Annotated in this window: 28 protein-coding genes, 1 tRNA gene and 1 pseudogene; 25 read left to right on the top strand and 5 right to left on the bottom strand. The window is 50.3% G+C overall.

All coding sequences use genetic code 11. From position 1 onward, the window contains the following. Positions 1–76: 76 nt before the first annotated feature. Entirely contained in the window at positions 77–895 is an 819-nt protein-coding gene (locus DWX59_RS14475; protein ID WP_117559923.1) for a hypothetical protein, read from the bottom strand. A gap of 91 nt (positions 896–986) precedes the next feature. Then, a complete protein-coding gene (locus tag DWX59_RS14470) occupies positions 987–1,631 on the bottom strand; it encodes a YczE/YyaS/YitT family protein (protein ID WP_117559922.1) in 645 nt (214 codons plus the stop codon). A 301-nt stretch (positions 1,632–1,932) separates the two neighbouring features. Between DWX59_RS14470 and DWX59_RS14465 the strand changes: the two genes are divergently transcribed. From DWX59_RS14465 to DWX59_RS28725, 4 genes are all read left to right on the top strand, one after another. Next, positions 1,933–2,175, top strand: coding sequence for a hypothetical protein (locus DWX59_RS14465; protein WP_117559921.1), 243 nt, complete (start codon positions 1,933–1,935; stop codon positions 2,173–2,175). Positions 2,176–2,220: 45 nt separating this feature from the next. After that, complete coding sequence (locus tag DWX59_RS14460) at positions 2,221–2,460, top strand: hypothetical protein (protein WP_117559920.1); 240 nt, start codon at positions 2,221–2,223, stop codon at positions 2,458–2,460. Between the two features lie 70 nt (positions 2,461–2,530). Further along, positions 2,531–3,382, top strand: a complete 852-nt coding sequence (locus tag DWX59_RS14455; RefSeq protein WP_117559919.1) for an ATP-grasp domain-containing protein — start codon at positions 2,531–2,533, stop codon at positions 3,380–3,382. A gap of 312 nt (positions 3,383–3,694) precedes the next feature. Beyond that, on the top strand, positions 3,695–3,853 hold the full coding sequence (locus DWX59_RS28725) for a hypothetical protein (protein ID WP_165641489.1): 159 nt from the start codon (positions 3,695–3,697) through the stop codon (positions 3,851–3,853). A gap of 128 nt (positions 3,854–3,981) precedes the next feature. Here DWX59_RS28725 and DWX59_RS14450 read toward each other — a convergent pair whose 3' ends face one another. Beyond that, a complete protein-coding gene (locus DWX59_RS14450; protein ID WP_117559918.1) occupies positions 3,982–4,338 on the bottom strand; it encodes a hypothetical protein in 357 nt (118 codons plus the stop codon). A 151-nt stretch (positions 4,339–4,489) separates the two neighbouring features. Between DWX59_RS14450 and DWX59_RS14445 the strand changes: the two genes are divergently transcribed. Next, on the top strand, positions 4,490–4,813 hold the full coding sequence (locus tag DWX59_RS14445; RefSeq protein WP_117559917.1) for a hypothetical protein: 324 nt from the start codon (positions 4,490–4,492) through the stop codon (positions 4,811–4,813). Positions 4,814–5,055: 242 nt separating this feature from the next. Further along, the gene (locus tag DWX59_RS14440) at positions 5,056–5,691 is read left to right on the top strand and encodes a cell wall hydrolase (protein WP_117559916.1); all 636 of its coding nucleotides are present in this window, start codon (positions 5,056–5,058) and stop codon (positions 5,689–5,691) included. Here the strand turns inward: DWX59_RS14440 and DWX59_RS14435 are convergent. After that, entirely contained in the window at positions 5,685–6,374 is a 690-nt protein-coding gene (locus tag DWX59_RS14435) for a DUF3298 and DUF4163 domain-containing protein (RefSeq protein WP_117559915.1), read from the bottom strand. The genes DWX59_RS14440 and DWX59_RS14435 overlap by 7 nt on opposite strands. Positions 6,375–6,473: 99 nt before the next feature. Between DWX59_RS14435 and DWX59_RS14430 the strand changes: the two genes are divergently transcribed. From DWX59_RS14430 to DWX59_RS29630, 10 genes and pseudogenes are all read left to right on the top strand, one after another. Continuing rightward, a tRNA-Leu gene (locus DWX59_RS14430) sits at positions 6,474–6,556 on the top strand. Positions 6,557–6,788: 232 nt separating this feature from the next. Continuing rightward, positions 6,789–7,142 carry an anti-sigma factor family protein gene (locus DWX59_RS14425; RefSeq protein ID WP_117559914.1) on the top strand — a complete coding sequence of 118 codons (354 nt, stop codon included), beginning with the start codon at positions 6,789–6,791 and terminating at the stop codon, positions 7,140–7,142. Between the two features lie 17 nt (positions 7,143–7,159). Then, positions 7,160–9,922, top strand: a complete 2,763-nt coding sequence (gene polA / locus DWX59_RS14420) for a DNA polymerase I (protein ID WP_117559913.1) — start codon at positions 7,160–7,162, stop codon at positions 9,920–9,922. 23 nt (positions 9,923–9,945) lie between these two features. After that, entirely contained in the window at positions 9,946–10,563 is a 618-nt protein-coding gene (gene coaE, locus DWX59_RS14415) for a dephospho-CoA kinase (protein WP_117559912.1), read from the top strand. Positions 10,564–10,613: 50 nt separating this feature from the next. After that, positions 10,614–11,411, top strand: coding sequence for an MBL fold metallo-hydrolase (locus tag DWX59_RS14410; protein WP_117559911.1), 798 nt, complete (start codon positions 10,614–10,616; stop codon positions 11,409–11,411). A 373-nt stretch (positions 11,412–11,784) separates the two neighbouring features. Then, positions 11,785–12,057, top strand: a complete 273-nt coding sequence (locus tag DWX59_RS14400) for an ACT domain-containing protein (RefSeq protein WP_117560060.1) — start codon at positions 11,785–11,787, stop codon at positions 12,055–12,057. Positions 12,058–12,089: 32 nt separating this feature from the next. After that, a complete protein-coding gene (locus DWX59_RS14395; protein WP_117559909.1) occupies positions 12,090–13,454 on the top strand; it encodes a PFL family protein in 1,365 nt (454 codons plus the stop codon). A 56-nt stretch (positions 13,455–13,510) separates the two neighbouring features. Further along, positions 13,511–14,152 (top strand): histidine phosphatase family protein, encoded by a 642-nt coding sequence (locus DWX59_RS14390; RefSeq protein WP_117559908.1) that lies wholly within the window; start codon positions 13,511–13,513, stop codon positions 14,150–14,152. Positions 14,153–14,179: 27 nt separating this feature from the next. Continuing rightward, complete coding sequence (locus tag DWX59_RS14385; protein WP_117559907.1) at positions 14,180–14,815, top strand: HAD family hydrolase; 636 nt, start codon at positions 14,180–14,182, stop codon at positions 14,813–14,815. A gap of 10 nt (positions 14,816–14,825) precedes the next feature. Continuing rightward, positions 14,826–16,032 (top strand): annotated as a pseudogene (locus DWX59_RS29630) (class I SAM-dependent methyltransferase). Positions 16,033–16,054: 22 nt separating this feature from the next. Here the strand turns inward: DWX59_RS29630 and DWX59_RS14375 are convergent. After that, a complete protein-coding gene (locus DWX59_RS14375; RefSeq protein WP_117559906.1) occupies positions 16,055–17,329 on the bottom strand; it encodes a nucleotidyltransferase in 1,275 nt (424 codons plus the stop codon). 249 nt (positions 17,330–17,578) lie between these two features. On the opposite strand from DWX59_RS14375, the gene DWX59_RS14370 reads away from it, so the two are divergent. From DWX59_RS14370 to DWX59_RS14330, 9 genes are all read left to right on the top strand, one after another. Next, entirely contained in the window at positions 17,579–19,021 is a 1,443-nt protein-coding gene (locus DWX59_RS14370; RefSeq protein WP_117559905.1) for a S1C family serine protease, read from the top strand. 73 nt (positions 19,022–19,094) lie between these two features. Beyond that, positions 19,095–19,427, top strand: coding sequence for a cyclic-di-AMP receptor (locus tag DWX59_RS14365; RefSeq protein WP_117559904.1), 333 nt, complete (start codon positions 19,095–19,097; stop codon positions 19,425–19,427). A 213-nt stretch (positions 19,428–19,640) separates the two neighbouring features. After that, positions 19,641–20,636: a phosphate acetyltransferase gene (pta, locus tag DWX59_RS14360; RefSeq protein WP_117559903.1), complete on the top strand. Its 996-nt coding sequence runs from the start codon at positions 19,641–19,643 to the stop codon at positions 20,634–20,636. Between the two features lie 24 nt (positions 20,637–20,660). Next, complete coding sequence (locus DWX59_RS14355) at positions 20,661–21,857, top strand: acetate/propionate family kinase (protein ID WP_117559902.1); 1,197 nt, start codon at positions 20,661–20,663, stop codon at positions 21,855–21,857. 83 nt (positions 21,858–21,940) lie between these two features. Continuing rightward, positions 21,941–22,468, top strand: a complete 528-nt coding sequence (locus tag DWX59_RS14350; protein WP_117559901.1) for a YceD family protein — start codon at positions 21,941–21,943, stop codon at positions 22,466–22,468. Between the two features lie 3 nt (positions 22,469–22,471). Beyond that, entirely contained in the window at positions 22,472–22,654 is a 183-nt protein-coding gene (gene rpmF, locus DWX59_RS14345) for a 50S ribosomal protein L32 (protein ID WP_002564324.1), read from the top strand. 284 nt (positions 22,655–22,938) lie between these two features. Beyond that, the gene (locus DWX59_RS14340; RefSeq protein WP_117560059.1) at positions 22,939–23,241 is read left to right on the top strand and encodes a metal-sensing transcriptional repressor; all 303 of its coding nucleotides are present in this window, start codon (positions 22,939–22,941) and stop codon (positions 23,239–23,241) included. 55 nt (positions 23,242–23,296) lie between these two features. Further along, entirely contained in the window at positions 23,297–25,822 is a 2,526-nt protein-coding gene (locus tag DWX59_RS14335) for a heavy metal translocating P-type ATPase (RefSeq protein ID WP_117559900.1), read from the top strand. 174 nt (positions 25,823–25,996) lie between these two features. Further along, the gene (locus DWX59_RS14330; RefSeq protein WP_117559899.1) at positions 25,997–26,881 is read left to right on the top strand and encodes an SPL family radical SAM protein; all 885 of its coding nucleotides are present in this window, start codon (positions 25,997–25,999) and stop codon (positions 26,879–26,881) included. Positions 26,882–26,888 lie beyond the last annotated feature (7 nt).

Genomic DNA, 26,888 nt, shown 5'->3' with positions numbered 1-26,888 from the left:
GCTCCTTTATCTATTAGAATTAATGATAATTATATATCAAATATCTTATGATATCAACCAGAATGTTTTGCCATGGCTATTTGGTTGACGGGTCAAATGCAACTATGACGTAATCTCCCAGGGCATGGGGGACCGGCATGGAGAAATAGATGGTTCCCTGTTTCTCATAACTAAAGGACTCAGGCCACTGGGTTTCAGATGCCAGGGGGAAGTCCGCGCCGTCAAATATCCTTGTCAGTGTGTCGATATCCAGGGAACTTCTGTATTCCAGTACCGCGGCTTCCACATCAGAGGAAATACCGTTGAATTTCACATCGTCGCTTAACACATATCCTGCCATGGTATAGGCGTCTGTAAAATCGTCAAACCCAAGGTCCTGGGCCTGCAGAAGGTTTACCGTGTTGGTATAGAACAGGCTGACCGGATAAGCGCCGCCGTCCTTTGAAAGGCTGCCTGTATAGGTGGCAGTAACACGCTTGCGGTCAGCGGATACGATCTTGCATTTGATGGAAAGGGTGTCCTTGGCCTCGTCGATATCATTGGCTTTGATGACGGAAAGGGCGTTGGATTTTAACAGTGCGTTGATTTTATCCTGATTCTGGGCATCATCCATGGTCAGGATGGGGTACTGGACCGAAACCTTGCCGGCTGTGTAGGTCCCTATATCCGCTGTCACGCTGGAAGCAGCATCCGTGTGCGCGGAAGTGGGTGCCGTCTCTGCCTCCGTGGTGGCGGGCGGCAGGGTTTCACTGGGGGGCTCGGTGGCCGCCTCCGTGTGTATGGTTGTAAGGTCTGCCTTCTCCGGTGTCTGGCTTAAAATCAGGCCAATGGCGACCCCTCCGATAACCACGGCAGCACTGATGGCGCCGATTAATATTTTTTTGTTTGTATCCATCATGATTCCTCCTTTGTATCCCAGGGCTGGACCTGGACTAAATTCATTATACCTGATATTCATGGACGTAGTTTGAAGAAAAACTTACAAATTATTGAAGTACGGAGCCGGTATCTAAAAGCCTGGAAGATACATGTACATTAAAAAACTGGACAATGGGACCCAGGCCGAATGCTGCCAGGAGGGTGCCCAGGCCGATGATTCCTCCGGACAGCCAGCATACGAGGGCGCAGAAGGTATCCGTACTGATCCTGTACCAGAAATACGGCACATGAGGTTTCTTCCTGCACCATATCAGGGAAATGCTGTCATAGGGAGCCACGCCTACGTTTGGGTATTGGTACAGGGAAACGCCAAAGCTGGTTATGATGACCCCGGTTAAAACCGTGATGACACGCTGGGGCATCTGTTCCGGCGTGCCGATGAAGGTAAGCCATATATCGTAAAAGAAGGTTACTATGTACCCTAACAGGAAAGCATTGATCAGCGTGCCGGCACCGATCAGTTTCCTGCCTGCGGTGATTTCATACAGGAACAGTACTGCATTTACCATCACAAGGAAAAGGGCGTATGTGATGCCTGTCCTGTCAGACAGCGCCATGACCATGCCGCTGAACGGATCATTACCCAGACCGGATAATTTGAATATGCTGATTCCCATCCCGAGAAATAAATTACCGATTGCCATGACCGTAAAACGGCGCATGCCAATTTTCTTAAAGTAGCCTGCTAACATGATCCATAACCTTTCCATGCTTCTGCATAATAGGAAATCTTAAATTAGGATATCTTCCACATTATATTATATGGCAACCCTAAAAGCAAGAGAGGATATGGAAAATCATGTAATAATAGCAGATGGGGCTTGACTCGAACGTATGTTCGTGCTATTATGTATACATGAAGAACATATGTTCCTATCAGGCATTTTATAGACGTGATGGCAGGAGCATATATCATATATACTATTTTAATATATGTGATTTATATATCATTGAAAGAAGCTGTGGATAAGGATTAGAGTAAGGAGGTACCCGATGAAGATTACAAAGGACAATCTCAATGAAGTCATGTTTGAAAATCAGGATGCCAGACTGCTCATCGAGGACGTGGTGACCCATACTGGTGCAAGCCTTTATTATTACCATGATATGGAGATAACGGTTCAGAGGGCGCTGGATATCTGGTACAAAGCCATGGGCGCAGAGAAAGAGGGGGACAGGCCTGTCCCGCTCTTTGATTTTTCCAATAAGCTGCGCCTGGAGCCGCTTTTTGCATAATATATAGTATCGTGGCAGATAAGAGATTATCATGGAGGAAGACAGATGGGAGACTACACGGGCAGGACTGCCGGATGTCCTGAGGCTGGCGAGGATATCAGCTTTGACAATTTGTATCATTTTATCCGTGCCTCACTGGTGGCGCTGCAGCCCACGGACGGATTTGGCGAAGCTGATTTCGTGTGTCCGGTGTGCGGGAGCCGGGCGCATATCAGAAGAATCCGGGGTGAGATTTATAATAAGGGTGACATAGAGTGTCCGTGCGGATATTCCTTTCACTTTTAAGTGTCATATTGTATAACCTGTCCTGACATGGTAAAATGATAATCCAAGTGATTACATGTGAGGAAGAGCGATGAAGACACTTATTTTGTATCCGGCTGATTATTTTAATATAAGGAAGCCGGACCCGGATTATGAATATGAATATAGGGAAGCTGTGCGCTTCCCTGATTTAATGGCTGGCTTTTACAATTATGACGGGTTTATGGCAAAAGACAGGCTTAAGTTTTATCCTGGGGACCTGGAACCCGGCCCCTGCATTTACCGGGGATGGATGCTTAAACCGGATCAGTACGGCTGTCTTTATGACGCCCTGCTGGAACAGGGCATCCGGCTGATTAATTCACCCGAAGAGTACAGGCTCTGTCATGAATTTCCCAATGTTTACCCGCATATAAAGGGAAGTACGCCTCGGATGACTGTTTTCAAGCAGGATGAGCCGGTAGACTGGCAGGAGATAAGGAGACAGTATGGACGTTTCCTGATAAAGGACTACGTCAAGTCGGTAAAAGGGTCTGACTTTCCGGTGTATTTTGATGCCGGTTATACGGACCGGCAGCTGAATGGATATCTGGAGCGTTTTAAGGAACTGAGAGGAAATCTTTTTGACGGTGGGATTGTGATAAAAGAATATGCGGATCTTGCAAAGGTACAGGGCAGGACCAATGAATACAGGGCATTTATACTGAATGGACATGTGCTGTCTGTGACAGCCAACTCCAATCAGGATGCGTCACGGCCCAGGGTGCCCATGTCCCTGGTCCGTCAGTTCACCGGACTGAACAGCCATTTTTATACGGTTGACTTTGCAGAGCTGGAGGATGGTTCTTGGACAATCATAGAAACAGGGGATGGACAGGTATCCGGGTTGTCCCCCAATCAGTTTGTATTTCAATTCTATGAGGGAATTGTGAACCGCGGATAAGCCCGCAGGCTTTTGCATCAGCGTCTTTCCTGCAAAGTGCATAAATTTATTTTTCATCATCCCTAAAGTTTGTGCACACTTTTTTTAAAGCGTGTGCTATTATAATAGACGTAACCCCCCCAATACATTATATAGTTTTTGCTACACCCCATAAGAAACGAAATACCTTCTCCTAAAATGGCCAGTTCCCCGACTGGCCATTTTAATTTTACTATTTCCACCTTTTTATGGAATCTTTCCCCATGTCATTGAATATAATATTAGGCCGGCATTTGTATTGGCTGGGAAAAACATGTTGAAAGAGGGGGAAACATGACGCAACTGGAATTAGTGGCAGAAGTAGGGGGAGAGGCAGCCAGGCTTGCATGGATATACGTTGAGGGTCTGCTGACATTGACGGAGCTGGTTAATGTACTGGGAGAAAGAAAGGCAATGCTAATACATCAATATGTAAGTGACTGTGCTGTATGAATATGATATAATGTGGGGGAAATCCGTACACGCTATCAATAGGGAGATACCATGGAAGAACTGAAGGGAATCATTGTAATTGCTGTCATTGCCGCAGGCCTGCTGTATGCAGGGATATGGGACAGGCATCACAGGAAATAGGACGTATAAACCAGGAGGTTCCAGGTCAGTATCAGAAATACGTTGACAAGCAGGCATATGGACACAGAAGGCCGCAGCGGCCACTGTCTGGATGCGCAGATACCGCCAATCAGCAGCCAGACAATAAAAGAAAAGCCTAAAAACGGAATAACGGCCGGATAAGGCAGATAATCCCCGGGGCACTGCAGGAAGAAACCGGCTATATAATAAAGAAGGTTACACAGGGATGTGAGTATGGAAATACAGGCCAGCACGCAGCCCTTTATGTAGCCGCGGACAACCGAATAGATGATACCGCCTAATAGTATAAGTGGAATGATGAACCAGACTGGCTGTAGTTCCATTATGACCCCTCCCGCCGAATGTATGTTCCCATTCTACCACAAATCTACAAAAATTTCACCACTTTTCTTCACAGAAATAAAATCATGTGGTTTTATGGGTTTAACTTTGTTATAATAAAAGGGTCGCAAAGAGGAATACAGCGGAGGGATTATGAGAATAGAAGCCTTAAAATACCGGACTAACAATTTGGATATCATTATTTTTGTGGATTTTGATGTGCTGAGCGGGGAACATACCAAGCGGTGGAGCATTGCAGAGATAGCATATAAGAAGCTGCTGGTGAACAAATATAATTTCCTCAGTGATACATATTGCGATGATGATGAATATTATCAGATGGCGCCGGAAGAGCGGGATCTGTATATTCTGAAAAAACAGATGGAATTTGCAGGCGAGGACAGGTTAAGGGAGGCGCTGACTGCTGCCTGGAACAAAATCAAACCGGATGCAGACAAGATTCTTGGATTAAAATAGGACAGGATCCATTTCAACATAGAATGACAGGATTCAACGAGAGGGACAGGACCGTTCGTGGTTCTGTCTCTTTTTTATCTATGGTCCATCCAGGCTCTGTCATATACGGATATAGGTCCATATACGGTCATGTACAGCCATGTACAAACCATATACAGTCATGTTTAGACTTCTGTATTTTGGGTTAAAATACAAAGAAAAGCAGAAAATGGAAATCTGCGTACGAAATATAAGGAGCTTACATGAAAAAAATATTGATATCCGGTATGGCAGCCTTTATCCTTTCTTTAACAAATCCCTGTGCGGTATATGCAGAGGAACAGATGGAGGGTCAGACAGAGGCGGGAACAGAGCTGTCAATACAGGCCATTGCAGTAACGGAAGATATCCATCGTGTGGTGGATGTGCTGAAGACCGGAAGGATGGATGAAGGCAGCGCGGGCAGCGCTTCCTTTCAGCAGCTGGGCGAGGGGACATTTTCCATGAGCAGGAGCATCATGGAGACAGCCCAGGCCCAGGCAGGCGCCAGGTCATCCTCCTATACGCAGGATGATTTATACATTTTAGCCCATGTAATCTGTGGGGAGGCCCAGTCTTATCCGGATGAGGAGCAGCTCTACGTGGGTTCTGTTGTCCTTAACCGGGTCGACCACCCGTCGTTTCCTGATTCGGTAAGCGGGGTGGTGTTCCAGCGCGGGCAGTATGCATGCACCTGGGATGGGAACTATTACAGGGAACCAACACCGCAGAACTGGGCCAATGCCCGGTACCTGCTGGAACATGGAAGCGTCCTGCCCGGCAACGTGGTATGGCAGTCAGGAGGCAGACAGGGCAGCGGGGTATATATAAGGACCAGGTACCACTGTTATTGTTATTGACTGTTTCCGGCAGCCGGAGGTTTTATAAATAGGGGACTGTCCTGGCTGAATGGGATGAGGAATTCCGGGATACCGGCCCCATAGGGGGCAATATCGTATTGCTGGTAATAGATGACAACCCCATCCTGTGTCAGGAAGAAGCTGTCTGCGCGGAAGGCGCTGTAAAGAAGCGCGGGATAGTCCTCATAGTAGGGGGAGCCTGAAGACTTGATTACCAGGGCGGCCTGGTTTTCAATCTGTTGTATGATCCATTGGGAAAAGAATGGCTGGCCGGGATAGAAATCCCCAAGCTGCAGCCGTTTTCCGGATGCAAAATCCCATGTATCGGAGGAACGGGTGACTGAACCGTGAGCCCCGCCCATATAGGCAGATTCATCCGTGTATAAACTGGTAATACACCCGGAATTAAATGTTACCTCATAATCTGACGTGAACCCATACATCTCAAAGGGCGGATGATTGTCCTGGATATAGCGGGCAGCCTCCACGGCCTGGGGATAGAGTACGGTACGGCAATAATCCTCCTTTCCTGCGGCAAGGTCCGCGTAATGTGCATTGATTCGTGCTGCCGCTGCCCGGCTGCAGTCAGAGGTAAAGACTGGATAGCGGATGGAATATCTGAAAACCGGTATATCCTTATAATATAGAATGCTGCTCAATGTGTTTGGGGATATGGTCTGCATGCGGACTCCAAAAGGACGTTTTTATGTTATACATTATATGCAAAAAATACTTGCCAAAGTCCCTATCCTGTGATAAAATAATCAACGTTGCTAAGATAAGCCGGCATGTCGGAATGGCAGACGAGGCGGACTCAAAATCCGTTGATGGCGACATCGTGTGGGTTCAAGTCCCACTGCCGGCACTACACCCTTGGCAGGGAAAAGTCCCAAAATTGGCGTATTTGCGTCACTTTTGGGACTTTTTCTTTTACAGACAGGCATATCGTTTGACAGATGCGGATACGTCCTGGAGTCCGGGATTTATTGTTAGCATAATTTCATCCAGGCGCGGTGTATATGTTTTGTTGAAAAAGCAGATGATTTATTGTATGATGTAAGGAGATTTGATGAACAGGAAAGACAGGAGGTGGGAATGTGACCTGCAGGGAAGCGGAACGTCTGGTAATGCCTTATATAAATGGAAGTATTACGGATGATGAGTTGGAAGAATTTCTCAAACATATTGACCAGTGTGAAGAATGCCGGGAAGAACTGGAGATTTACTTTACAGTGGATGTGGGTATCAGGCAGCTGGATGAGGGGACGGGGACCTACAATATTAAGGGCGCCCTGGAGACCGCCCTGGAACTGTCCAGGCAGCGTGTCCATACCCTCATGATTTTGCAGACAGCCAGATATGCGGTGAATACCCTGTGTTTCTGGGCGCTTTTCATGATACTGGTACTCCAGTTCAGGATGTGGGGGCAAAGCGGTTTTTTAGGATTATAGAGAAAGGATTATCAAGGATGGATAAACTAGTTTTAATTGACGGACACAGTATTCTCAACCGGGCATTCTACGGGGTACCGGACCTGACCAATTCGGAGGGTCTTCATACCAACGCAGTGTACGGTTTTTTAAATATCATGTTCAAAATCCTGGAGGAGGAAAAGGCAGACCATCTGGCGGTTGCCTTTGACCTTAAGGAACCGACATTCCGTCATAAAATGTATGACGCTTATAAAGGAACAAGGAAACCCATGCCGGAGGAGCTTCATCAGCAGGTAGACCTGATGAAGGAAGTCCTTACAGCCATGGGTATACCTATTTTAACCCTTCCCGGATACGAAGCGGACGATATACTGGGCACGGTTGCAAAGAAAAGCCAGTCCCAGGGCATTGATGTAGCGGTTGTGTCAGGGGACAGGGACCTGCTTCAGCTTTCAGATGAACACATTAAAATACGCATCCCAAAAACCAGCAGGGGAGGAACCGAGGTCAAGGATTATTATCCAGAGGATGTAAAGAGGGAATATCAGGTGACTCCCGCTGAATTTATTGATGTAAAGGCTTTGATGGGAGATTCCTCCGATAATATACCGGGCGTCCCGTCCATTGGTGAAAAAACAGCCACCAGTCTGATTGCTGCCTACGGGAGCATTGAGAATGCCTATGCCCATCTGGAAGAAATCAAGCCTCCCCGGGCACAGAAAGCCCTTGGGGAACATTATGACATGGCACAGATGAGCAAGGAACTGGCTGCCATCTGCACGGACTGCCCAGTGGAATTTAACTATGAGGACACCAGGATTGACAATTTTTACACGCCGGAGGCATACCAGTACATGAAGCGGCTGGAATTTAAATCCATCCTTTCCCGCTTTGATGCCACATCCATGGGAGATACGTCCGCATCCAGCCTGGAAGACCATTTTACCCTTATCCGGGATGAGAAATCCGCTGCAGAGGTGTTTGCGAAGGCGGCCGCAAGTGATGTGACAGGACTTCAGCTCATCATAGGAACCCAGGCAGGCGTCAATGCGGCAAGGGAGGACACGGCAGAACAATTATCCTTCAGCTTTGATGAGAATGGCGAGGTAAAGGCCGGCAAAAAGGCGAAATCCGGCCTGAGTCCGGTTACCGGTCTGGCCCTGTGTCTGGGAGAAGAGGACATCTACTGTATGGCGGCAGGAGAAAAGCTGCCCGGTGAATTCCTGATTCGGGAGACAAAAGCCCTGTGTTCCAGGGCACCGGGCGCCAGACAGGAGGTATGGGTGCTGAACCTTAAGGAGATGCTTCCTTATCTGGACACAGAGGACACTGCGCCGGTATATGACGGCGGAGTCGCAGGATATCTCCTGAACCCTCTTAAGGACACGTATGCCTATGATGACCTGGCAAGGGATTACCTGGGGCTGACCGTGCCGTCCAGGGCTGATCTGCTGGCCAAGGCCGACCTGGGGGATGCCCTTTGGATGGAAGATGCCAAGGCAGTGACCTGTGTCTGCTACATGGCTTATACGGTATGGAAGGCGGCGGTCCCTCTGGCAGGGCAGCTTAAAGACACCGGTATGTATGATTTATACAGGGAAATAGAAATGCCCCTGATTTACAGCCTTTACCACATGGAAAAAGAAGGCGTGAAGGTAGAACGGGCCGAACTTGAGGAATACGGCAACCGTCTGAAGGTGCGCATCGTGGACCTGGAACAGGAGATTTACCGCGACACGGGAAAGGAATTCAATATCAACTCCCCGAAACAGCTGGGGGAAATCCTGTTTGAGGACATGAAGATGCCTGGCGGGAAGAAAACAAAGACCGGTTATTCCACGGCAGCGGATGTGCTTGATAAGCTGGCCCCTGATTATCCGGTGGTCCAGAAAATACTGGATTACCGCCAGCTGACAAAGCTGAACTCCACCTATGCCGAGGGCCTGGCCGCCTACATCGGCGAGGATGGCAGGATCCATGGCAGGTTCAACCAGACCATCACTGCCACGGGAAGGATCAGCAGTACGGAACCGAACCTTCAAAATATCCCTGTCCGTATGGAACTGGGACGGGAAATCCGCAAGGTTTTCGTGCCAAAAGAGGGATGCGTGTTTGTGGATGCGGACTATTCACAGATTGAACTGCGTATCCTGGCCCACATGTCAGGAGATGAACGCCTGATTGAGGCGTACCGTTCCGCCCAGGATATCCATGCCATCACTGCCTCTGAGGTATTCCATGTGCCCCTTGCAGAGGTAACGCCTCTCCAGCGCCGCAATGCCAAGGCAGTGAATTTCGGTATTGTTTATGGAATCAGTGCATTCGGGCTCAGCGAGGATCTGAGCATTTCCAGAAAAGAGGCAGTGGAATATATCAATAAATATTTTGAGACTTATCCAGGTGTTAAGATATTCCTGGATGATTTGGTGCGCCAGGGCAAGGAGCAGGGGTATGTGACCACCCTTTACGGCAGGAGAAGGCCGATTCCGGAACTTAAGTCCGCCAACTTCATGCAGCGCCAGTTCGGGGAGCGGGTGGCCATGAATTCGCCTATCCAGGGTTCTGCGGCCGACATCATGAAGATTGCCATGATAGCAGTGGACCGTGAACTGCGGGCCAGGAACCTGAAGTCCAGGATTGTGCTCCAAATCCACGATGAACTGCTGATTGAGACGGCTGAGGACGAGATTGGGGCGGTAAAGGAAATCCTGGTGGATAAGATGAAGCATGCGGCTGATTTAAAGGTTTCACTGGAGGTGGAAGCCGAGGTGGGCAGGTCCTGGTTTGATGCAAAGTAAAAGGACTGCGCACCGGGCGCCGGATGCAGGAGGGGCAGCAGAACGTGGAAAAAATTGGAAATAAATTCGTTTTAGGAATAACAGGCGGGGTGGGTTCCGGAAAAAGCAGGATCCTGGATATCCTTCAGAAGGATTATGGTTTTCATGTAATCCAGGCAGACCAGGTGGCCAGACGGCTGATGGAGCCGGGAATGGAAAGTTACCATGCGGTGGTGGATTATCTGGGGCCTGCTGTTGTAAAGGAGGATAAAAGCCTGGACCGCGCGGTCATGGCCGATATTATTTTCCATGACCCTGTAAAAAGGAAACGGGTGGATGAGCTGACCCATCCCCTTGTATGGAAGGCTGCAATGAAGGAGGCCATGGAGGCCAGGGAAGGGCGGGTGGTCATAGAGGCCGCCATCCCTTCAAAAGATTTCCGTGACAAGTGCAGCAAAATGTGGTATGTTTATACATCGAGGGAGAACCGCTTGGAGCGGCTTAAGGCGAATCGCGGATATACCAGGGAGAAGACCCTCAGCATCATGGATAACCAGGTCAGCGATGAGGTATTCCGGTCCTTCTGCGACGCGGTCATTGATAATAACAAAAGCCTGGAAGAGACAAAGAAGCAGATTGCTGCGCTTATGCAGCACATCTGACGGAAAGCGATTTTCAAACATACCCTAAGTAGGAAGAGGACTGTATAGACATGAGAATGGTAAGCATTGCAAGCGGAAGCAGCGGAAACTGTATTTACATAGGTTCCGATGACACACATATCCTGGTGGACGCGGGAATCAGTAATAAGCGGATCCAGCAGGGCCTTAATGAAATCGGGCTGACCGGGAATGATATGAGCGGTATCCTGATTACCCATGAACACTCAGACCATATTAAGGGGCTGGGCGTATTATCCAGGAAATACCATATCCCGGTTTACGGGACCAGGGAGACATTGGCTGAGATTGCATGTTCAAGCAGTCTTGGGGAGTTTGACAAGGAGCTGCTTACGCCAATCTGTCCTGACGTGGACTTCATGCTGGGCGACCTGCATGTGAAACCCTTCAGCATTGACCACGATGCCGCCAACCCGGTTGCATACAGGGTAAGATGCGGCGGCAAATCAGTTGCGGTTGCCACGGATATGGGGCATTTTGACCAGTACATAATTGATAACCTGCAGGGCCTGGATGCGCTTTTGCTGGAATCCAACCATGATGTCCGTATGCTGGAGACCGGTCCTTATCCATATTACCTGAAGAGGAGGATCCTGGGCGACCACGGGCACCTGTCCAATGAAAATGCAGGCAGGCTTCTAAACCGCGTGCTCCATGACCGGCTTAAGAAGGTTTTCCTGGGCCATCTCAGCAAGGAGAACAACTATGAGGAACTGGCCTATGAAACCGTACGGCTTGAGATTGACGAAGGCGACTGCCCTTATGGGGCCTCTGATTTTTCCATATCGGTAGCGGGCAGGGACTGTATGAGTGAGGTCGTGTATCTGTAGCAGAGGGATGGTGTCTGCAAGGGAATGGTTTCTGCAAAGGAATATTGTCTGCAGAACGATGTTGTCTGCAGTGGGATGCATCCAAAGGATGGAAGGGTATCCATCCATGAAATGGGAATAGGATACAGGCATCCGATACGGACTGAATCCTGGAAAAGATACTGCGGAATTGGCAGCAGCCAGTTCTGCAGTATCTTTTTTCCTGTCCTGTACTTATTCTGATACAAAAAAATCTCAAAACCAATGCAGACAATTCGGGGAACATATGCTACAATGTACGAAAGATAAATTTACACCCATGTATTTCCGGGAAAATAATGGCATGAAGAAAGTCCGCGACAAGGAGAACCGCGGAAAAGTGAGGAGAATGAAAATGAGCAAGGCAATTATCACTGTAGTAGGAAAAGACACGGTAGGAATCATCGCAAAAGTATGCACATATCTGGCCGGGAACCAGATTAACATCCTGGATATTTCCCAGACCATCGTACAGGGATATTTCAACATGATGATGATTGTGGATGTCAGCAGCATGACCAAGTCCTTTGGACAGGTGTCGGAAGAACTGGAGCAGGCAGGAGATGAAATCGGCGTAAGGGTTAAGATCCAGCGCGAGGATATCTTCATCAAGATGCACAGAATCTAACACGGCACCACGTGAGAAAGGGATAAGCGGACATGATTAATATATATGAAGTAAATGAAACCAATAATATGATTGAGCATGAAAAACTGGATGTGCGCACCATCACCCTGGGTATCAGCCTTCTGGACTGTGTGGACAGCAATCTGGATGCCCTGTGTGACAAGATTTACCGCAAGATCACATCCCTGGCCAGCAACCTTGTGGCCACGGGCCGGGATATCGAACGCGACTTCGGGATTCCCATTGTCAATAAACGGATTTCCGTAACACCCATCTCATTGGTGGGCGGCGCTGCCTGCAAGTCACCGGAGGATTTCGTGACCATTGCAAAGACGCTGGACAAGGCTGCAAAGGAAGTGGGCGTGAATTTTATCGGCGGTTATTCCGCCCTTGTCAGCAAGGGGATGACTGCTGCGGATAAGGACCTGATCCTCTCCATCCCCCAGGCGCTGGCGCAGACCGAGCGCATCTGCAGTTCCATTAATGTGGGTTCCACCAAGACAGGACTTAACATGGATGCGGTGGAGCTGATGGGAAGGATTGTAAAGGAGACAGCTGAGGCAACCAAGGACAATGATTCCCTGGGCTGTGCAAAGCTGGTGGTGTTCTGCAATGCACCGGACGACAATCCGTTCATGGCAGGCGCGTTCCACGGGGTTACGGAGGCAGATGCCATCATCAACGTAGGGGTCAGCGGCCCGGGCGTTGTGAAGGTAGCCCTGGAAAAGGTAAGGGGGGCAAACTTCGAGGTGCTCTGTGAAACCATAAAGAAAACCGCGTTTAAGATTACCCGCGTGGGCCAGCTGGTGGCCCAGGAAGCGTCCAAACGCATGGGAATCCCATTCGGCATCATCGACCTTTCCCTGGCCCCCACGCCTTCGGTTGGGGACAGTGTGGCCGAGATATTGGAAGAGATTGGCCTTGAGCGTGTAGGCGCGCCCGGAACAACGGCAGCCCTTGCCATGCTCAATGACCAGGTTAAGAAGGGCGGCGTCATGGCTTCCTCCTATGTGGGCGGACTTAGCGGCGCCTTCATACCGGTCAGTGAGGACCAGGGGATGATTGATGCGGTGAGTCTTGGCGCGCTTACCATCGAGAAGCTGGAAGCCATGACCTGCGTCTGCTCTGTGGGACTGGATATGATTGCCATTCCGGGGGATACGCCTTCCACCACCATTGCGGGCATCATTGCGGATGAAGCTGCAATCGGAATGATTAACCAGAAGACAACCGCTGTGCGCCTGATTCCGGTCATTGGCAAGAAGGTGGGTGACTCAGCGGAGTTTGGCGGACTTTTGGGATATGCGCCCATCATCCCGGTGAATACATTTTCCTGTGAGAAGTTCGTGACAAGGGGCGGAAGGATTCCTGCGCCCATCCACAGCTTTAAGAACTAAGGTACGTGAACGTTTCCCAACAGGACTTACGGCCTGTCTGAACCGGAGGATGACAGATGAAGCTTTATCTGATTCGCCACGGACGCCAGTGCAGCAAACTCTGCAATGTGGACGTGGACTTAAGTGAAGAAGGATACAGGCAGGCGTCTCTCTTAGGAGAGCGCCTGTTTCGTGAAAAGATACAGGCAGTGTATTCCAGCAGTCTCCTGCGGGCAGTGGAAACAGCCCAGGCAGCTAATCTGTACTGGAACGTGGAGCATTTCATCCGGCCTGAACTGGGAGAGATTTCCTTTGGGGACATGGAAGGGATGTCAGACGAGGAAATTGCCGTGGTTTATAAGGATTTTAAGGATCAGCAGGGCCGGATGGAGGAGGACCTGCCATACCCGGGCGGCGAGTGTGCCTGTGATGTGGTGCGCAGGGCAGAACCTGTTTTTATGGAAATGGTCCGCAGCGGATATGACAGGATTGCCGTGGTGACCCATGGCGGCGTCATCCGTTCCATGACAGCCCATTACCTGGGCATTCCCATGGCCAGATGGAGGATATTGGGCACCAGCCTGGAAAACTGCAGCATCACCCAGCTGGACTGGGATGAGGAAAATGGCCGTTTTTTACTGGAACGGTTCAATGATTACGCACATTTGGAACCCTACCCGGACCTTCTTAGAAGGGCATGGGTGGATGCGGTCAATTAATATTGTGAGGATGAGAAAGGGGCAGGTATGAAAAAGGGTATTATATTTGATGTGGATGGCACGCTGTGGGATGCGTCGGCCCAGGTGGTGGATTCCTGGAATGGGGTTTTATCCATGCATCCGGGACTGGATGTTTCGATAACCGTAGAGGACATGAACAACAATATGGGAAAAACCATGGATGAACTGGGCCGGGCTTTCTTTCCCTCTTTTTCCCATGAGGAGCGGACCAGGTTCATGAAAGAGTGTATGGAGTACGAGAACCGGTATCTTGAGACACATCCCGGAGTATTGTATCCAGGGGTAAAGGAGACGGTCATCCGGCTGGCCGGGAACTATGAACTGTTCATTGTAAGCAACTGCCAGAGCGGATACATTGAAGTGCTTCTTAAAACCAGCGGCCTTGGGGAATATATAAAGGATATGGAGTGCTTTGGCAATACAGGCCTGCCCAAGGGCGACAATATACGGATGGTGGTACAGAGGAACCATCTGGACCGGTGTATTTATGTGGGGGATACGTCCATGGACCAGGAAGCGGCGGCCTTGGCAGGGGTTCCCTTTGTCCATGCCGCATATGGCTATGGCAGTGCGGATGCGCCGGAGGGCAGCATTGATTCAATGGAACAGCTGCCGGAAACAGCAAAACAGATGTTAGGTTAGGAGTGTATATATGGATCAGGAAGAAAGCAGGGAATTAGGGCAGGCCTTGGACCTGTTTCTGGATGAAGCCCTGGAGCGGATACTTTTCAGCAACCCGGTGGACAGGGAACGGATTGCCAGGTCCAGGCTCCGTCCGCTGCTTATAAAAGGCAGCCTGGTGTTCCAGGCAGAAGAGCAGGTGGGCAGACAGGCATTTCACCGGAACATGTCCAAAGAGGAGACTGTGTCCTATATCACGGAACTGCTGGATGGAAGCTTCAGGCAGGCGGAAATCGTGTCTGGGCGCGGGACCGGGCTGATTCTGGTGAGCAGGAAGGGAAAGGTCACGGTCAAGGTAAAGCAAAAGGCCCACAGCGGGGGAGCGGGGGACCAGCCAGCCCGTATACAGTCCGCATCCGGGCTTATGTCCCATAACCGCCAGAAGTCCTATATCCTTAAGGAAGGCAGTCCTGTCCCGTTCCTGGTGGATCTGGGGGTCATGACAAAGGAAGGCAGGATTGTGAACAGCCGTTACGATAAATACCGCCAGATTAACCGTTTCCTGGAGTTCATTGAGGACATCCTCCCAAACCTGAACCAGGAAGAGGAGACAACCATCATTGACTTTGGCTGCGGCAAGTCCTATCTTACCCATGTACCATTACCTTAAGGTACTGAAGGAATATCCGGTGCGTATCATTGGGCTGGATCTGAAACAGGATGTGATAAATCACTGCAGCCGCCTTGCCATGCAGTACGGATATGAGGGGCTGGATTTTTACCATGGGGACATTGCCTCCTATGAGGGCGTGGACCATGTGGATATGGTGGTGACCCTGCACGCCTGTGATACGGCCACTGATTTTGCCCTGAAAAAGGCGGTGGACTGGGGCGCGAAGGTAATCCTGTCCGTGCCCTGCTGCCAGCATGAGCTGGCAAAACAGATAAGCTGCGACATACAAAAGCCGGTGCTGCAGTATGGCCTGATTAAAGAGAGGATGGCAGCCCTGTACACGGATGCCATACGTGCCCAGGTACTGGAACGCTGCGGATACAGGACCCAGATACTGGAATTCATTGATATGGAGCACACGCCTAAGAATATCCTTATCCGGGGCATCCGCCAGGGCAGGAAGGCCGCAAATGAAGGACAGTTAAAAGAACTGCTGGGGTTCCTGGGCATAACGCCTGCGGCCGTGAGGCTGCTGGCGCCGGAACTCTGTACCGATGAGACATAAAGGGACAGGCCGCAAGTCAGTACTAAAGGATGCATACGGGCTGTGTGTATTCATTGCGGCACCTGTATCCATATGTGTGGGCCAGGATGCTTTGACGGATATGGGTGGCGTGGATATCCTTATTTAACATACTGAGGGCGGTTCCTGTGAGGATGCGCGGGGCATCGGCTGTCTTTGTGATAAGCGGGATGGAGGATTGCTTCTTTATCATGGAAAGCAGTTTAGCGTTATCCTTTTTAAAGCCAAGTATACGGGCGTAGGGCGCATACCCTGCGCTTTTATATTGGGCCACGTCCTGGTCGGTCATGGCTAAAAGGATGTGGAGCAGGGCGCGGCTGATCCTTGTGTAGGTATACTGACGCGTCTTAAGCTGCCGGATCCGTCCTTCCCAGTTTTCGTATTCAAGAAGCCGTGTCCTCAACCTGGAAGCCATTTCCTTTGACACATCCGCATAACCGGCAAAATCAATATCCTGACTGGCCATGGTAAGCAGTGTGTAGTTCAGCAGACCGGACAGGTCGTTGGCTGTCACGGCCGGTTCCGCGCCGTACATGGGCAGGATGGACCGGGGGACATGGGAGGACAGGGAGGAGGCCGGGTCCGGCAGCTGGTCCGGTGTCCGGATATTTTCTGTCATCAGCCGCCTCAGGGCGGAAGCAGAAGCCTGGCCCTGGTCCAGCACACTGTCATGGTAGCCCTGTCCCATGCGCTTGACGGTTACGGGTTTAAGGTGGCTGCTGCTGCGTATGATGGCCTTGCAGTATTCGATTCCAAGCAGGTTGTTGGGGGATCCCAGAAGACGGTCAAGGCTTTCAGGCTGCAGCGGAAAGTCCGGCACTGTCCCTGCCATCCGGATTAGGGCGTGGTTTCTGGCCTGGGGCCAGCTTAAGCCCTGCTTCAGCCCCTGGTTCAGGAGACCGGAGAATTCCGGGCTTTCCTCAGCCAGCAGGGAGGCGGCTGTCAGAAGCGGCTGGACCTGACCGTCCTCACTGCCAAAGCAGATGGTATCCACAGCGCCAAGGGAGGTCAGAAGGGACACGCCGCAGGCAGCAAAGTCCTCAGCGCTGCTGACGGCAAAGGCAGAAGGAAGTTCCACCACCAGGTCCGCGCCGCAGCACAGGGCCATGCGGGTCCGGATGTATTTGCTGTATACCGCAGGCTCCCCTCGCTGGACAAAGTCGCCGCTCATGACCACCACGCAGCAGTCAGAGCCTGTCAGTTCCTTTGCTTTTTTTATATGAAATTCATGTCCGCTGTGAAACGGATTATATTCTGCTATGATTCCGGTCAGTTTCATGAAACACCTCGTTCTTTCCCATTGCCAATTATCATGTCCATTATATCGGGAATCAGTCAATCCGTCCAGCCCGGATCCGTCCGGTCCGGATCCATTCATGTCCAGTTTATAAATCTATAATATTTCGAACACAATTTCTCCACAATCGCTTCACAATTCCACCATAAATCCTGGATATATTTATAAGTGTCAAGAGGAAATAAATTAAATATCCAAAACATAGAGAATTGTATGAAAGGAGACTTTTTTATGTACGAGAATGAAAACAGGAATTTAAATGGAAATAGCAGCGCAGAGAGGAACATACCGGAGACAACCGTTAACTGGACCACCCCCAATATGAATGAGACCCAGGGGAACAGGAACAACGGATACAATCCGTCCCATGAAGGGAACCGCGGGCAGGGATATGATATGTATTCACAGCAGCCCGGGAACAGCGGCAACGGCAGGCATGGCGGGCCAAAGAAAGGCCTGTGGATGAAACGGGCAGCCGGAATCACGGCAGCGGCAGTCCTGTTCGGAGCCGTATCCGGCGGGGTGATGACAGGGGTGGGTTATCTGGGAGCCAGGATGACAGGCATGTATGGAAGCGCAGGCGCCCAGGCCCAGCCACAGCCCCAGATCCAGCAGGTGGCGCCCGCCGTGACCACACAGAACGGAGGACAGGGGGCGACCACGGTGACAGCAGTAACCGATGTGTCAGGAATCGTGGAAACAGTGATGCCGTCCATTGTGGCCATCAACGATACCATGACCGTACAGCAGCGGGACTTCTTCGGAATGCCCCAGACCTACCAGGCCCAGAGCAGCGGTTCAGGCATCATCATCAACCAGAGCGATACGGAACTTCTGATTGCCACCAACAATCATGTGGTTGACGGGGCACAGGACTTAAAGGTTACATTTGTGGACAACAACGATGTAAGCGCTGCTGTCAAGGGTACGGATTCAGCCTCTGACCTGGCAATTATTGCAGTACAGTTAAAGGATATCCCATCCGATACCATGAGCAAGATTAAGGTGGCGTCCCTGGGGGACTCCGACAACATAAAGGTAGGGCAGCAGGTTGTGGCAATCGGCAATGCACTTGGATATGGACAGTCCGTAACCGTTGGTTATGTCAGCGCACTTGACAGGGAAATCACGGACGGCAGCGGAATCACCAGGACCTTCATCCAGACCGATGCAGCCATCAACCCAGGCAACAGCGGCGGCGCCTTGATTGACTTAAACGGCAATGTAATCGGCATCAATGCGGCCAAGACAGCATCCACTGAGGTTGAGGGCATGGGCTTTGCAATCCCCATTTCCAAGGCGCAGGATATCCTCAACAGCCTGATGACCAAGAAGACCCGTGTGGCTGTATCTGAAGGCGCACAGGGATATCTGGGAATCCAGGGAACCAACATTGACGCATCCGCGGCCCAGGAGTTTGGCATGCCGGTGGGCATCTACGTTTATAAGATTGTGGAAGGCGGGGCAGCGGCATCCTCTGATTTAAAGGAAAAGGATATCATTACCAAGTTTGACGGGCAGTCTGTCACAAACATGGAAGAATTAAAACAGATGCTTACGTATTATGAGGGCGGATCCACCGTTACCCTGACCGTCCAGTCCCTGGCCAACGGCGCTTATGTGGAGCATGACGTACAGATAACCCTGGGAACAAAGCCGGCGGCTAATTCATAAAATATTAACACCAATTTTATGAAAAATATGATATACTGGACCTAATAGACATTCAATTAAGGAGGTTCAGCTTATGAAATTAGTATATGCAATCGTGAGGAATGACAACGAAGATGATGTAATAAGCCAGTTAACCCAACAGCACTACAGCGTAACCAGGCTGTCCACCACCGGCGGATTCCTGAAAAAGGGCAATACCACACTGATGATTGGTGCGGAGGATGATAAGGTACAGGAAGTAATTGACATCATTAAGCAGGAATGCGGGCAGCACCAGAAGCTTACGGTGAATATGCCGTATATTTCCGGCACCACCATGGTGAATTATGCAACCATGCCCATGAATGTGGAGGTGGGCGGCGCCACAATCTTTGTAATTGATGTGGACCGGTACGAGAAAATCTGATGGGCAGTAAAGATGATAGGAGAACGGTATCCTAAAAGGAGATGGCAGGTGTCATCTCCTTTTATTTGGATATAATATAGATAATCCATAAAAAATACGTATGCAGGGTACTTAAAAAAATGCAAGAATTTGCGAAATACAACTTGTTTCCCCCATTCACAACGTATATAATAAGCCTATATGCATTATTTACAATAAGGAAAGGGGTATACCATGGGATTTATTGATGTTATTAAAGAAAAAGCAAGGGCAGATAAGAAAACCATCGTGCTTCCTGAGTCTATGGACCGCAGGACATGGGTTGCTGCTGAAAAAATTTTAAAAGAGGATCTGGCAAACCTGGTCATTATCGGAACACCGGAGGATATCGGTGAGCACAGCAGCGGACTGGATGTGTCCGGTGCAACCATCATCAATCCAAGGACATATGAAAAGACCCAGGAATATATCGATTTATTCGTGGAACTGAGGAAAGCCAAAGGAATGACCGAAGAAAAGGCCAGGGAAACCATCCTGAATGATTATGCATACTACGGCTGCCTGATGATCAAGAAGGGCGATGCTGACGGCATGGTATCCGGCGCATGCCATTCCACTGCCAACACACTCCGTCCCTGCCTGCAGGTGATTAAGACCAAGCCGGGCACCAAGCTGGTATCTGCATTCTTCCTTATGGAAGTGCCTGACTGCCAGTTCGGGGATAACGGAACCTTTGTATTTGCTGACTGCGGCCTGAACCAGAACCCGAATCCGGAAGAGCTGGCTGCCATTGCGGTATCTTCTGCCGAGAGCTTTAAGCTGCTTACAGGAAAGGATGCCAAGGTTGCAATGCTTTCCCATTCCTCCAAGGGCAGCGCAAGCCACGCAGATGTGGACAAGGTGGTTGAGGCAACCAGACTGGCAAAGGAGATGGCTCCTGAGCTGGAACTGGACGGCGAACTTCAGCTGGATGCTGCCATTGTTCCTGAAATCGGCCAGTCCAAGGCTCCGGACAGCAAGGTGGCAGGACATGCCAATGTCCTGGTATTCCCGGACCTGGATGCAGGCAACATCGGTTATAAGCTGGTGCAGAGACTTGGCAAGGCAGAGGCCTACGGCCCCATGTGCCAGGGTATTGCAAAGCCTGTGAACGATCTGTCCAGAGGATGCTCTGCAGATGATATTGTAGGTGTTGTAGCCATTACCGCTGTACAGTGCCAGAATAATTAATAAGATTAAGGAGAAAATATAAACATGAAGATTTTAGTTATTAACTGCGGCAGCTCTTCCTTAAAGTATCAGTTGATTGATATGGAAAATGAAAGCGTAGTGGCAAAGGGCCTCTGCGAGAGGATTGGGATTGACGGCTCCAAGCTGACACATCAGCCGGCCGGAAAGGACAAGTTCGTCATTGAGAAACCCATGCCTACCCACAAGACGGCAATCCAGATGGTCATGGAAGCCCTTCTGGATGCAGAACATGGCGTAATCAAGGATACAAGCGAGATTTCCGCCATTGGACACCGTGTGCTCCACGGCGGCACTGTTTACAGCGATTCCATTGTTGTCAATGATGATGTGAAGCGTGTCATCCGTGAATGCTTTGACCTGGGCCCCCTGCACAACCCGGCCAACCTGATGGGTATCGAGGCATGCGAGGCAGCTATGCCCGGAACACCTAACGTTGCTGTGTTTGATACTGCCTTTGGCATGTCCATGCCCGAGAAGGCTTATATGTATGCAATTCCCCACAAGTATTTTGAGAAGTACGGAATCAGGCGTTATGGCTTCCACGGAACCAGCCACAAGTTTGTGTCCGGCGAGGCAATCAAATTCGGCGGCCTGGATCCTGAAACAGCAAAAGTCATTGTCTGCCACCTGGGCAACGGCGCCAGCGTATCTGCTTCCATCGGCGGCAAGTGCGTGGACACCAGCATGGGCCTGACACCTCTTGAAGGCTTGATCATGGGCACCAGAAGCGGTGATGTGGATCCGGCGGTCCTTCAGTTCATCATGAACAAGGAAGGTATTGACATCAACGAGATGCTGGATATCTTAAATAAGAAGTCCGGCGTATACGGCATGACCAACGGAATCTCCAGCGATTTCCGCGACATCGAGAATGCCAAGGCTGACGGAAACCATCTGGCTGAGGTTGCACTGGATGCGTTCATTTACCGTGTGACCAAGTACATCGGCGCATATGCGGCTGCCATGAACGGCGTGGACGCCATTGCATTTACAGCAGGCGTTGGTGAGAACGACAAGACCGGAAGAAAAGCAATCTGCTCTAACCTGGCTTACATGGGCGTTAAGATTGACGACGAGGCAAACAATGTGCGCGGACAGGAGAGGATGATTTCAGCTGCTGATTCCAAGGTAAAGGTAATGCTGATCCCAACCAACGAAGAGCTGGCAATTGCAAGAGAGACCCTGGAACTGGTTCAGTAAATTTGCGTAAATTTGGAAACTTTTTATTGACAAACCCCTTGTGCCTATGTATAATAGCATAGGTGCATATCAAGGAGTATGATATGCTGATTAATTTATCGGAACTGTTTCCCGTTGAGGGAAAGTCTAAAACATATGACCTGGAATTGGAGATGACACAGTTTCATGCACCGGATGGTGTTTATGGGATTGTGGAAAAGCATCCTGTCAATCTGGTGATTACCAATCAGGGGGATAAGGTGCTGACCGTGAAAGGTGAGGCTGATGTGTGCCTTGAGATGCCGTGCAGCCGATGCCTTGAACCGGTAAAGGTTCCATTCCATCTGGAGATTGACCAGAAAGTGGACATGAAGCAGACGGATGAGGATAGGGCAGCTGATTTAGATGAGCAGTTCTATATTAATGGTTATAATCTGGATGTCGACCAGCTGGTTGGTAATGAGTTAACCTTGAACCTGCCTATGAAGGTTCTCTGCAGTGAAGACTGTCAGGGGATTTCTAATAGATATGGTACAAATCCGGGCTCTGGAGAAGGTGACTGTAAAGACAGCATGCCGGATCCAAGAATGTCAGTTATCCAGGATATTTTTAAACAGTTGAAGGAGGTGTAAACCATGTCTATCTGTCCAAAGAATAAATCTTCTAAAGCAAGAAGAGACAGCCGCAGGGCAAACTGGAAGATGAGCGCTCCAAACCTTGTGAAGTGCAGCAAGTGCGGTGCCCTGATGATGCCTCACAGAGTTTGCAAGGCTTGTGGTTCTTATAACAAGAGAGAAATCGTCAGTGTTGAAGATTAATCCTAAGCAAGCTGAAATTTGTGAAAAGTGATTAAATACGCGGCCTTTTGGGGATACCCAGGGGGCCGTCTATTTTTGTAATCCGGGATACACCTATAAGAAGCCGTTTCCATCCTATGAATGTTAGGACGGTATCATGGAGGAGGGCTGCTTGCAGGTGTATTTTATTTGCCGGAATGTTAAAAATTGATTGAAACAGAATAAAAATGCTTGCATTATACCCGGATGGGGTATATAATAAAACCATCAAATATACCCAGCATGGGTATACAAGGAGGATAAACATGGAAAAGGAGCAATGCTGCAGTCATAAGACAAAAGAGCGTTCCCAAGAAGAATATAAAAATCTGTTGAACCGTCTGAACCGTATTGAAGGACAGATCCGCGGAATTAAAAACATGGTGGAAAAGGATGCCTATTGCACGGATATCCTTGTCCAGGTTGCTGCGGCCAATGCTGCGCTGAACAGTTTCAGCAAAGTACTGCTGGCCAATCACATGCGTACCTGTGTGGTGGATGATATCCGCGCCGGAAAGGATGGGACCATTGACGAACTGGTAGCCACCATCCAGAAACTTATGCGCTGATATGGGAATCCGGCCGGCCAGCGTCATCCGGTCAGAGAGGAAGGAGAAGAGACATATGGAACAATATACAGTAACAGGCATGAGCTGCGCAGCCTGCAGCGCCCGTGTGGAAAAGGCGGTATCCAAGGTGCCGGGGGTCACATCCTGTTCCGTCAGCCTGCTGACAAACTCCATGGGAGTGGAAGGGACCGCGTCCCCTCAGGACATTGTAAAGGCGGTTGCGGATGCAGGATACGGGGCTGCTGCTAAAGGAGAGGCGTCCAAGAGCACGGCGGCCGGGAACGTGGCGGCCAATGATCCGGGCGATATGCTAAAGGACAGGGAAACACCTGTTTTAAAACAAAGATTGTATGCATCACTGGGATTTCTGATTATATTGATGTATTTTTCCATGGGGCATATGATGTGGGATTGGCCTGTCCCGGCATTTTTCGCTGACAATCATGTGGCCATGGGATTGCTGCAGCTAATCCTGACAGCCATTGTCATGGTAATCAACCAGAAGTTTTTCATCAGCGGCTTCAAGGGCCTGATCCACAGGGCGCCCAACATGGATACGCTGGTAGCCCTGGGATCGGGAGCATCCCTGGTCTACAGCGTATACGCCCTGTTTGCCATGACCGGCGCCCAGGTGCGCGGGGACATGACAGGGGTCATGGGTTATATGCATGAGTTTTATTTTGAATCCGCGGCAATGATCCTGACCCTGATCACGGTTGGCAAGATGCTGGAGGCGCGTTCCAAGGGAAAGACCACGGACGCATTAAAAAGCCTGATGAAACTGGCGCCAAAGACAGCAGTCATATTAAAGGATGGGGCGGAGACCGTGGTTTCCATTGACCAGGTTAAAAAAGGCGATGTTTTTGTGGTACGCCCTGGTGAGAATATACCCGTGGACGGTATTGTGCTGGAAGGCAGCAGTGCGGTGGATGAATCAGCCCTTACCGGAGAGAGCATACCGGCAGACAAAGGGGAAGGGGACCATGTGTCGGCGGCAACCCTTAACCAGTCGGGTTTTATTAAGTGCCAGGCCTTAAGGGTGGGCGAAGACACCACGCTGTCCCAGATCATCCAGATGGTCAGCGATGCGGCGGCCACCAAGGCACCCATTGCCAAGGTTGCGGATAAAGTATCTGGCGTGTTTGTGCCGGCAGTGATTGCCATATCGGCTGTCACTATCATCGGATGGCTGATTGCAGGACAGGGCATTGGATTTGCCCTGGCGCGCGGGATTTCCGTACTGGTCATCAGCTGCCCCTGTGCCCTGGGCCTTGCCACGCCGGTGGCAATCATGGTGGGCAATGGAATGGGCGCCAAACACGGCGTCATGTTTAAGACAGCTGTTTCCCTGGAGGAAACAGGCAAGGTGGAAATCGTGGCCCTGGATAAGACAGGTACTATCACCAATGGCGAGCCAAGGGTAACCGACATCATACCGGCCCGGGGCATTTCAGGAACACGGCTTCTGGAACTTGCATTTGCCCTGGAAAAAAGGAGCGAACATCCTCTTGCAAGGGCAATCTTTGCCAAGGCAGAGGAGGAGAAGCTGATTGCCGGGGAAATATCTGATTTTAAAGCGCTGCCAGGCAATGGATTATCCGCTGTCATGGACAACGTCCTGCTGTGCGGCGGCAATTTCAACTTCATCAGCAGCCATGCGCCGGTAACGCCTGAGATGAAAGCCCAGTCCGAACAGCTGGCAGAAGAGGGGAAGACACCGCTGTTTTTCAGTATGGACAGCCAGATGATTGGAATCATTGCAGTTGCCGATACTATAAAGGAAGACAGCCCACAGGCGGTAAGGGAACTTAAGGACATGGGCATCCATGTGGTCATGCTTACGGGCGACAATGAGAGGACGGCCGGGGCAGTGGGAAAGCAGGCCGGTGTGGATGAAGTGATTGCAGGCGTGTTCCCGGATGGAAAGGAAAGCGTGATCCGCAGCCTGAAGCAAAAGGGAAAGGTAGCCATGGTGGGGGACGGTATCAACGATGCGCCTGCGCTTACCAGGGCTGATATCGGCATTGCCATTGGCGCGGGGACTGACATTGCAATTGATGCGGCAGATGTGGTCCTTATGAAGAGCCGCCTTAGCGATGTCCCGGCAGCCATCCGCTTAAGCCGGGCCACCTTGAGGAACATACATGAGAACCTGTTCTGGGCGTTCTTTTACAACGCCGTGGGTATTCCCCTGGCAGCAGGACTGTGGTATCCTGTTTTTGGATGGAAACTGAATCCCATGTTCGGAGCAGCTGCCATGAGTTTATCCAGCTTCTGCGTGGTAACCAATGCGCTCCGGCTTAATCTTTTTAAGATGTATGACGCTAAAAGGGATAAAAAAATCAAAGCAAAGAGAAAGGAAGGAAAAAAGATGGAAAAGACAATGAAAATTGAGGGTATGATGTGCGGCCACTGTGAGGCCAGGGTTAAGAAATGCCTGGAGGAACTTCCCGAAGTGACATCCGCCGCTGTCAGCCATGAATCAGGAAGCGCAGTGGTCACACTGAGCGCGCCGGTGGATGATTCGGTACTGAAGAAAACCGTTGAAGACCAGGATTACAAGGTAATATCCATTCAGTAAACCTGACAGAAGAAATACAGATAAGGCGCTGCCATGGAGGCTGGACAGGTCGGTCCGGCGGGGGCAGCGCCTTTCTGCGTGTTGGGATCCGAAACGGTATTGAAGTCCGGGGCCATAACGTGTACAATGGAAACACCATGGAAATGAATGGATTGGAAAACCAGGAGGATTGCCGTGCACAAGGTGAATGTAAAATCTATCTTATCAGCTAAAAATGGGATGAACCTGTACCGCGGATGTACCCACGGCTGCATTTACTGTGATTCCAGAAGCACATGTTATGGCATGGACCATGACTTTGAGGACATTGAGGTAAAGGCCAATGCCCCGGAGCTTCTGGAACTGGCTTTAAAGCGCAGGCGCAGCCGCTGCATAATCGGCACCGGGTCCATGTGCGACCCGTATATGCCCATTGAGCAGGAGCTGGGTCTTACAAGAAAATGCCTGGAACTGATTGAACGGTACGGATACGGCGTTTCACTGATCACAAAATCAGATTTAATCCTCCGGGACCTGGACCTGCTTAAGAGGATTCATGAAAAGACAAAGTGTGTGGTCCAGATGACCCTGACCACCTGTGACGAGGACCTGTGCAGAATCATAGAACCCCATGTATGCACCACCAGGCGCAGGGGAGAGGTGCTTGAGATACTGAGGGATGCTGGCATCCCCACAATCGTATGGATGTGCCCCATCCTCCCGTTCATCAATGATACGGAGGAGAACATCCTGGGCATTGTGGATCATGCCGCCCGGGCAAAGTCCTATGGGATCATTGCCTTTGACATAGGCGTGACCCTGCGGGACGGCGACAGGCAGTATTTTTATCAGCAGCTGGACGCACATTTTCCCGGGCTTAAGAAAAAGTATATGGATACCTATGGAAAGGCCTATGAGGTGGGCAGCCCCCGCAGGAAGGAGCTGATGAAGCTGTTTAAAGACGCATGCAGGAACAGCGGGCTGAATACGGATATCAGCCAGCTGTTTTCCTACATCCATGAATTTGAGGATAAGCGGGAGGGGGAGCAGTTAAGCCTTATGGATTTCATGGGAGGGTGAGGACGGG

The organism is Enterocloster aldenensis (assembly GCF_003434055.1).
Lineage (GTDB): Bacteria > Bacillota > Clostridia > Lachnospirales > Lachnospiraceae > Enterocloster > Enterocloster aldenensis.
Note: the sequence above shows the minus strand (reverse complement) of the source record. Positions and strands in the feature narration are given on the sequence as shown.

Excerpts from the sequence above, each read along its gene's own strand:
- DWX59_RS14475 (WP_117559923.1), bottom strand. The coding sequence starts at position 895 with ATGGATACAAACAAAAAAATATTAATCGGCGCCATCAGTGCTGCCGTG.
- DWX59_RS14470 (WP_117559922.1), bottom strand. The coding sequence starts at position 1,631 with ATGTTAGCAGGCTACTTTAAGAAAATTGGCATGCGCCGTTTTACGGTC.
- DWX59_RS14465 (WP_117559921.1), top strand. The coding sequence starts at position 1,933 with ATGAAGATTACAAAGGACAATCTCAATGAAGTCATGTTTGAAAATCAG.
- DWX59_RS14460 (WP_117559920.1), top strand. The coding sequence starts at position 2,221 with ATGGGAGACTACACGGGCAGGACTGCCGGATGTCCTGAGGCTGGCGAG.
- DWX59_RS14455 (WP_117559919.1), top strand. The coding sequence starts at position 2,531 with ATGAAGACACTTATTTTGTATCCGGCTGATTATTTTAATATAAGGAAG.
- DWX59_RS28725 (WP_165641489.1), top strand. The coding sequence starts at position 3,695 with ATGACGCAACTGGAATTAGTGGCAGAAGTAGGGGGAGAGGCAGCCAGG.
- DWX59_RS14450 (WP_117559918.1), bottom strand. The coding sequence starts at position 4,338 with ATGGAACTACAGCCAGTCTGGTTCATCATTCCACTTATACTATTAGGC.
- DWX59_RS14445 (WP_117559917.1), top strand. The coding sequence starts at position 4,490 with ATGAGAATAGAAGCCTTAAAATACCGGACTAACAATTTGGATATCATT.
- DWX59_RS14440 (WP_117559916.1), top strand. The coding sequence starts at position 5,056 with ATGAAAAAAATATTGATATCCGGTATGGCAGCCTTTATCCTTTCTTTA.
- DWX59_RS14435 (WP_117559915.1), bottom strand. The coding sequence starts at position 6,374 with ATGCAGACCATATCCCCAAACACATTGAGCAGCATTCTATATTATAAG.
- polA (WP_117559913.1), top strand. The coding sequence starts at position 7,160 with ATGGATAAACTAGTTTTAATTGACGGACACAGTATTCTCAACCGGGCA.
- coaE (WP_117559912.1), top strand. The coding sequence starts at position 9,946 with ATGCAGGAGGGGCAGCAGAACGTGGAAAAAATTGGAAATAAATTCGTT.
- DWX59_RS14410 (WP_117559911.1), top strand. The coding sequence starts at position 10,614 with ATGAGAATGGTAAGCATTGCAAGCGGAAGCAGCGGAAACTGTATTTAC.
- DWX59_RS14400 (WP_117560060.1), top strand. The coding sequence starts at position 11,785 with ATGAGCAAGGCAATTATCACTGTAGTAGGAAAAGACACGGTAGGAATC.
- DWX59_RS14395 (WP_117559909.1), top strand. The coding sequence starts at position 12,090 with ATGATTAATATATATGAAGTAAATGAAACCAATAATATGATTGAGCAT.
- DWX59_RS14390 (WP_117559908.1), top strand. The coding sequence starts at position 13,511 with ATGAAGCTTTATCTGATTCGCCACGGACGCCAGTGCAGCAAACTCTGC.
- DWX59_RS14385 (WP_117559907.1), top strand. The coding sequence starts at position 14,180 with ATGAAAAAGGGTATTATATTTGATGTGGATGGCACGCTGTGGGATGCG.
- DWX59_RS14375 (WP_117559906.1), bottom strand. The coding sequence starts at position 17,329 with ATGAAACTGACCGGAATCATAGCAGAATATAATCCGTTTCACAGCGGA.
- DWX59_RS14370 (WP_117559905.1), top strand. The coding sequence starts at position 17,579 with ATGTACGAGAATGAAAACAGGAATTTAAATGGAAATAGCAGCGCAGAG.
- DWX59_RS14365 (WP_117559904.1), top strand. The coding sequence starts at position 19,095 with ATGAAATTAGTATATGCAATCGTGAGGAATGACAACGAAGATGATGTA.
- pta (WP_117559903.1), top strand. The coding sequence starts at position 19,641 with ATGGGATTTATTGATGTTATTAAAGAAAAAGCAAGGGCAGATAAGAAA.
- DWX59_RS14355 (WP_117559902.1), top strand. The coding sequence starts at position 20,661 with ATGAAGATTTTAGTTATTAACTGCGGCAGCTCTTCCTTAAAGTATCAG.
- DWX59_RS14350 (WP_117559901.1), top strand. The coding sequence starts at position 21,941 with ATGCTGATTAATTTATCGGAACTGTTTCCCGTTGAGGGAAAGTCTAAA.
- rpmF (WP_002564324.1), top strand. The coding sequence starts at position 22,472 with ATGTCTATCTGTCCAAAGAATAAATCTTCTAAAGCAAGAAGAGACAGC.
- DWX59_RS14340 (WP_117560059.1), top strand. The coding sequence starts at position 22,939 with ATGGAAAAGGAGCAATGCTGCAGTCATAAGACAAAAGAGCGTTCCCAA.
- DWX59_RS14335 (WP_117559900.1), top strand. The coding sequence starts at position 23,297 with ATGGAACAATATACAGTAACAGGCATGAGCTGCGCAGCCTGCAGCGCC.